Here is a 6383-nt window from a genome sequence, read left to right as displayed (position 1 = left end):
AGTAACGCAAGTTGCTAGTTATTTGTATAAAGGTATGTTGTTGCGCTTCAGCGCTCTTACCCGAGCGGTAATAAGAGCGCTAAAGCGCAACAACATACCAAAAATCAGCCCGAATCTTATAACTAGCAACTTGGGTTAGTAGGTAGTAGAAAGCTCATAGGTTTTGAGCTTGACGCTTATGCGAGAAACCCGGTTTCTAACGCTGGTGCAAGATGTGAGACTACCCACTACCGAATTTGATAAGGCTGATAACCCCCAACCGGATGATAAACAAACTGCTTAAAAGCCTTGACTTGCTTCATTAGTAAATCCCACTTTGGTTGTTTTTCTCCCCCATCAGTTTCAATTTCCTCTTCCATCCGCTGTACAAAAGCATTCAAAAATTTTGGTCTGCCAGATTCATTCAAAAAACATCCCCCATCGCGATAAACAAAATCATTATTTTCATCCATCATCCGCCGATTTACCAAATACAATACCAGCGAATCTACCAGCGGTGCGCGAAACTCTTCAATTAAATCGGAAGCAAGCGCGGCATGGCGTTCTGTACCCTGATGCAAACAAGCCTGGTATGGGTCGAGTCCCTGAATTTCTATCAAACTCAACAAATGATTCCAGAGAATTTGATAGCCAAAGCTCAGCATTGCATTCACTGGATTTCCCGGCGGACGGCGAGAACGACCTGCGAACACAAATTCGGAACTATTAATACACTCTCCGAAAGCGGAAAAATACTGCACCGCACCCGCACCTTCAAAACCCATTAACCGCTGAATGCTATCAGCTTCTGCTGCTTTAGAAATGAGATATTCCAAACTTTGAATGGCAAAGGAAATAGTTTCAGAAGCTTGTCTGCGCTGCTGTCTTTGCAAAATTACCCGACTATTTTTCAACTTCGCTACTACAATTTTTCTGGCTACCAGCAATCGGTCAACTGGTGCGATTTCCTGCTGATAGCGAGACAGTTGGCGATATCCCCTTTCAATCGGTAAAATCCTACCATAACAATAACCCATCCGCGACAAATAAGCAATGGGAATATTCCGCCACAAACAAGCGCGAATCGCCTGGGTGCTAACTTGCGATTTACCAAAAATCAATACCAATTCCAGCAGCGGTAATTGCACCTCACCCAAAACATCTTCTCCTTTTTTCACGATTAAATTTTCCTGCTGGAGATTGAGGTAACAACCTTGTTGAGAAACGTAGAGTGTTGGCATTATCAGTCATTTGTTATTGGTAGTTATCTAATCGTAGGGTGGGTTAGGCACGGGCGATAATTTCAGCAGTTTCAATCGATAATTTAGTTCCCGTGCCGTAACCCACCGATCGCAATCAACTGTAACAGTAACGAACATCTTTCCCCATAAATGCCAAAGAGTCTAGTAGGTAATAGGTAATAAGTAATAGGTAGTAGATTTAGTTTTTTCCTATTACCCTATTACCCATTTGTATCAAAACCTCTCAATATCATCAACATCCCGCTGGCGAATTTGACCCAACTGCGATCGACGCAGCAACTCTGCTTGTTGAGATGGCGTTAAAAATCCTACTACCCTATCAGCAACCGTCCCCGTCACAAAGCTACCCAGCACCACTAACAGTGTATTAAAAATCACCGCAGCTAGCCCCAAAGGAGCAATCAGCAAAATAATTAAAGTGATGCCACCATTAACAATCGCTACCGCCAAATTCCGCACGAAACCACTGCGAGAAATGAAATTTCGCATTTTTACCTCCTAGAACAAAATTGAACAAAAACTTGATAAACCTTACAATTCAGTTTTCGTAGGTTGGGTTGACGCCAGGAAACCCAACAAATGTTGGGTTTCGCTATCGCTCAACCCAACCTACAGTTCCTTGACAAACCTTACAATTCCGATTCCGATCGCAAAACTTTCAATCCCCACTCATAAAGAGAACCCAATAAAGTTTTCTCTGGAATTTGAAAACAGCGATCGCACACTTTTTTCAACACATCTACCATCATCTTTTCCATTTCCCGATAATCCGATGTCACCCGCACCGGAAAACCATTATTCGCCCAAACATTTTGCAATTGCGACAAAGTTAACGGTTCGGCTTTGTGAACAATTTGATTGCGCTGTTGGCGAATCGCTTTTAAAAGCGAAACCATCTTATCCGTCTGTCTTAACTTTGACAAACTAATCCAAGCATCAGTCAATTCCTTAAAACTGGGGTCGTAATCTTTCCCCAAATGAATCAAATCTGGCTTCGGCTTAATCAATCCCTTACCGATCCAATCTTCCGTTTGACTGCGAACGTAAAGTAACCGTTCCAAAGTTTGCGAAAATTGCGTAAAAGCCGCTGTATAATTTTGCCTTTGCAACTGCAACTCAATCAAAAAACAACTTTCCCAAACTTGACCCAACTTATCGTTACGCAACTCCAACAACCGCGTTCGCCACGTCTCGATTTGTTCCTTACTCGCCAAACTACTTAACGCATTAGCAAATAACCAACCCCTCTCAAAATTTGGGTCGTGCAAAAATTTTACAATTTCCCAATTAGTTGACAGTGCCAAACATCCCGCCAACTGGTATAATAACTTATGGCGATTTTGATGCGCTTGCAACCAAAGTTTCGCCTCCAAAAAATCCCCCCGTTCCCAAGCCGAAATAATGCGCGATCGCTCCAACGGCCAAAAATAAGAACTAACAGGGATAAAATCGTATTTCTCTGCCGCACAAGCAGACAAATGCTGATCGGCAACCTCCCGATAAAGCGGTTGCGGTTCCTGCGGTGTAGCGTTAATCACCTGACATTGCCGCACCAAAGCCGCCGCACAAATCTCCAAACTTTCCGCGATGGCGGGAGTCGCCCCTTTATTCTCGATCGCCAACACAAACTGTGACGCCTCATCCCCAGGCATCCCCTTCATTTTCTCCAATGCAAAATGTAGAATAAAACCCTCAAATTCTTCGCGGATAGCTTCTCGATCGTTAGCATTAATAACAGGGTGAAAAACCTCTACCTTGACTTCTTTCCAAGTAGCTTCAATCTTCCCCTGCATCAACATTGCCAACCATAAAGTATCCGCCCGTCGGTAATTCCAAGCCACACTTTCCGGCTGATCTGTCGCCCACAAAATAATCTGTTGCAAACCCTTAGCGACACAATCGGCAATAATCTTCTCATCCAATAATAAGACAACCGAACTAAAATCCCCACCCAGCAATTTCTGACAGCGATCGTAATACCGTTCCCCCAAATCCCGCACGCCCCAAGCAAACTGCTGCTTATCTTGATAATAACCTCGTTGCACGCCCAACTCGCGGTATAATTCGTTAATGTGCGGTGGATGACCGCGATCGCCATCCGCGCCAAAGCAACGCACCACCCCATCTTCGCAGCGCCAGCCCACCTGACGAGTGCCAACCGTAATAATTAAAGTATCGACGCGATTTAGTTCCAGTTGCGTGCTAGTCTTCATTTTTTCAGCCAATAGGCGATCGAACTCATCCTTCATCGAACTTAACAGCACTTATTCCCGAAATACGATAAACTCACAATATCCATCAAATTAAATCAAATAGCCTGCAACGCCAGCGCTGGGCGCAATTGCCTAACTCTGAAAACAGCGCGATCGATATTGGCTTTTACTTGACATCAGCACATGGCCAAAAAACCCACTCTACACCCCTACTCGGATTTACCAACGTTCGATCGCTTAATGCTACTCATCGCCACCCTCATCCAACACCCAGGCGTAGGCTGCAAAGACGAAGACTCATCGCCAACAGATGCACATCACGACGCCCTAGCCCAAGTGCAGAATAGCTTATTGCAAATAGCCCGCGACCTCAATATCGAACTTTGCAATTATTCCATCCCCACGATTCGCAAAGATTTAGAAACCTTGCGACGTTATGGTATACTCGAACAGCGAATGTATCGCCAAGGCTATTATCTCGGTACTGGTGTTATGAGTAGAGAGGAATTGCGAGTAGCCTTTGAAGCCATAGCATCTGCTGCTAAATATCAAGGCAATCCTCAAACGAAACGCATTTATCAAACACTCAGCAAACGACTGCGCGGATTAAACTTAGAACTAAAAGGACAATTTTTTTACCCAGTCAGACAGCATTTAAATCGTGCCATCAATTACACCGACCCAGAAGAAATGATGGCTAAAGGTAAAAACCAGGATAACTTATTTCACCAGCTAGATACAGTCGAACAAGCCATCAGTCAAGGTCAGGCGATCGAACTTTATCGACACAGCGCCCCCTACCAGAACAATAAAATTGGACTTATCCAAGTTTGGCCGTTACAGTTAATTTATTATGATATTGCTTGGTATCTTATTTATGAAGATTGTACTAACAACCACTTAGCGATCGGGCGAGTAAATCGTTTTAAAGATTATTGCCAAATTATTACCCCCTGCGGACGCGGCTTAGCAGCACAGCAACAAAGCTTAAGCAAAGCTCACCAACTGCTAGAAAATGGCTGGGGTCTTTTTCTGGGAGAAGCCGACGAACAGAAAGCGGAATTAGAAGGAACGTTGAACTTAGTCAAAATAAAAGTGCATTTTTTCCCACCAGTAATCCCTTTCATTTTAGAAGGCGAATGCCGTCATCACAAACAAAAAGTCACTTTAGGGCCAAAAGATAGTAGAACTGGCGAACTAGCTTATGTAATTTATACAATTGAATTACCGCCTCGTTCTCTTTCCGAATTCAGTTTGTGGATTCATCGACATACGAACAGCGCACAAGTAATATCGCCACCTGAGTTAGTCGAAAAACATCGCCAAGCTGCCAAAGCTTTGCTCAAACGGTACACTTAGCGCAAATATCTCTTATCTTATCTCTTGCACCAGGGCGATCGCCTTTGCTTGTTGCAACTGCTCAAAGCTGAAATCCTATATTTTTCGTCAATAAACCTGATTCTTCACATCTTGTTGAGAATGGGGCTTAATGTAGAAGTGCTGTTGCTCATCAGCAGTATAATCAGATTAGCAAGCCAAATTTTCGTGAACCGAAGCGGGGGTAAAATCCCCAGGAGATTCACGAAAAACGCCAGAACCTTGACAAGGCAATACTTCTAGCTTAAAAAGCTTTTGTCGATCTGGCTTTTCAGACCGATCTCCAATGGCTGAAATGAACTTTCAGAAGAGGTTCACGAATTTTGCTTCTCCGAGCCTCTACTGCAAAGGCTTTCAGATGGCAGAGTCTCCTCTCGCAGGAGACAATTAGTAGAATGGAAACCCATTAGATAGAGATCCGTCTAATATGGTCGTCGAAAGTCTCCTCTCGCAGGAGACAATTAGTAGAATGGAAACCTGACTAAGGAGATTTGGGACGTTCTCCAGAACGAGTCTCCTCTCGCAGGAGACAATTAGTAGAATGGAAACAATGACTGTTTTAAAAGTTAAAAGAAGTTCTACTAATAAGTCTCCTCTCGCAGGAGACAATTAGTAGAATGGAAACTATAAAGTTGGGAACACACAAATGAAATTGCGCCGTTCCGTCTCCTCTCGCAGGAGACAATTAGTAGAATGGAAACACACGGGGACGAGTTGGGCATGGATGGGGGCAAGTGTCTCCTCTCGCAGGAGACAATTAGTAGAATGGAAACCCGCATCGCGACGAGTCCCCATTCGGATGTCGGCAAGTCTCCTCTCGCAGGAGACAATTAGTAGAATGGAAACAAACCAAAGACCAGATAATCAAAGAAATGACAGAAGCTTGTCTCCTCTCGCAGGAGACAATTAGTAGAATGGAAACTATCAAATCAAATTTAACTATTTCCCTTAGAAATTTTAAAAGTCCAAAAATTTCCAAAAGCTCCTAAAGTTTTAATTTGAGTTATCTGCGTAGGGTCAGATTGTTTCAGCCTACCCAGATTTGATTCGTAGATAGAAAAAAAGATAAAATTATGCCTTAATGTAACGCTATCAATCAGCGATTCTAGCTTTTCATGGGCTGAAATGCCCACTAACACTTTAGCCACTTCCAATAAATTTTCACATATATTCCTATTAAAAAAGTTATTTCCATGTAGGTTATTACAAACTTCTACAGAGTCTAACTGTTGTTCTACTAGGTTACTAAGTCGATCGGACGCAAAATCAATATATTCACTTTTGGAAGGATTGCTGGCAGCCATTATGCTTAGGAGGGAGCCAACTGCAACAGCCGCAACCAACTTCTTTGCCCAGAGAGTTAACAGTTCTATTTTCTGTAAAACAACATTTGTTTGTAATTGAATTGCTGTTTCTCTAATTTCTGTGGCGTCGTTAGCTGTTTGTGATGGGGAAAATTCTGTTGCTTCTGGGCCTTCAGGCATAAGTTTTATTAAAAGCTTAACTGATTTTGTTTCGCTATATTATACACTATTCGAGCGGATACACCTTT

At 43.0% G+C, this 6383-nt stretch carries 5 protein-coding genes and 1 CRISPR repeat array; of the genes, 1 reads left to right on the top strand and 4 read right to left on the bottom strand.

Annotation, left to right across the window (positions count from 1 at the left end; all coding sequences use genetic code 11):
- Positions 1-227 precede the first annotated feature (227 nt).
- The 3 genes from cas1 to ACE1CD_RS15195 all read right to left on the bottom strand — a co-directional run bounded on the left by cas1 (position 228) and on the right by ACE1CD_RS15195 (position 3505).
- On the bottom strand, positions 228-1220 hold the full coding sequence (cas1, locus tag ACE1CD_RS15205; protein ID WP_374825191.1) for a CRISPR-associated endonuclease Cas1: 993 nt from the start codon (positions 1218-1220) through the stop codon (positions 228-230).
- Positions 1221-1454: 234 nt separating this feature from the next.
- On the bottom strand, positions 1455-1730 hold the full coding sequence (csx18, locus tag ACE1CD_RS15200) for a CRISPR-associated protein Csx18 (RefSeq protein ID WP_374796409.1): 276 nt from the start codon (positions 1728-1730) through the stop codon (positions 1455-1457).
- Between the two features lie 140 nt (positions 1731-1870).
- On the bottom strand, positions 1871-3505 hold the full coding sequence (locus ACE1CD_RS15195) for a hypothetical protein (RefSeq protein WP_374825189.1): 1635 nt from the start codon (positions 3503-3505) through the stop codon (positions 1871-1873).
- Between the two features lie 132 nt (positions 3506-3637).
- On the opposite strand from ACE1CD_RS15195, the gene ACE1CD_RS15190 reads away from it, so the two are divergent.
- Positions 3638-4813, top strand: coding sequence for a helix-turn-helix transcriptional regulator (locus ACE1CD_RS15190; protein WP_374825187.1), 1176 nt, complete (start codon positions 3638-3640; stop codon positions 4811-4813).
- Between the two features lie 384 nt (positions 4814-5197).
- Positions 5198-5753: a CRISPR direct-repeat array (repeat unit 37 nt; unit sequence GTCTCCTCTCGCAGGAGACAATTAGTAGAATGGAAAC).
- Positions 5754-5766: 13 nt separating this feature from the next.
- On the opposite strand, the gene ACE1CD_RS15185 is transcribed toward ACE1CD_RS15190, so the two are convergent.
- Positions 5767-6315 carry a DUF4359 domain-containing protein gene (locus tag ACE1CD_RS15185; protein ID WP_374795583.1) on the bottom strand — a complete coding sequence of 183 codons (549 nt, stop codon included), beginning with the start codon at positions 6313-6315 and terminating at the stop codon, positions 5767-5769.
- Positions 6316-6383 lie beyond the last annotated feature (68 nt).

The organism is Aerosakkonema sp. BLCC-F183 (genome assembly GCF_041929145.1).
Classification (GTDB): domain Bacteria; phylum Cyanobacteriota; class Cyanobacteriia; order Cyanobacteriales; family Aerosakkonemataceae; genus Aerosakkonema.
The sequence above is the reverse complement of the archived record's forward strand: the minus strand, read 5'-3'. Positions and strand labels throughout refer to the sequence as shown.

Bases quoted from the DNA above. Each gene is read 5' to 3' on its own strand.
- cas1 (WP_374825191.1), bottom strand. From the start codon at position 1,220: ATGCCAACACTCTACGTTTCTCAACAAGGTTGTTACCTCAATCTCCAG.
- csx18 (WP_374796409.1), bottom strand. From the start codon at position 1,730: ATGCGAAATTTCATTTCTCGCAGTGGTTTCGTGCGGAATTTGGCGGTA.
- ACE1CD_RS15190 (WP_374825187.1), top strand. From the start codon at position 3,638: ATGGCCAAAAAACCCACTCTACACCCCTACTCGGATTTACCAACGTTC.
- ACE1CD_RS15185 (WP_374795583.1), bottom strand. From the start codon at position 6,315: ATGCCTGAAGGCCCAGAAGCAACAGAATTTTCCCCATCACAAACAGCT.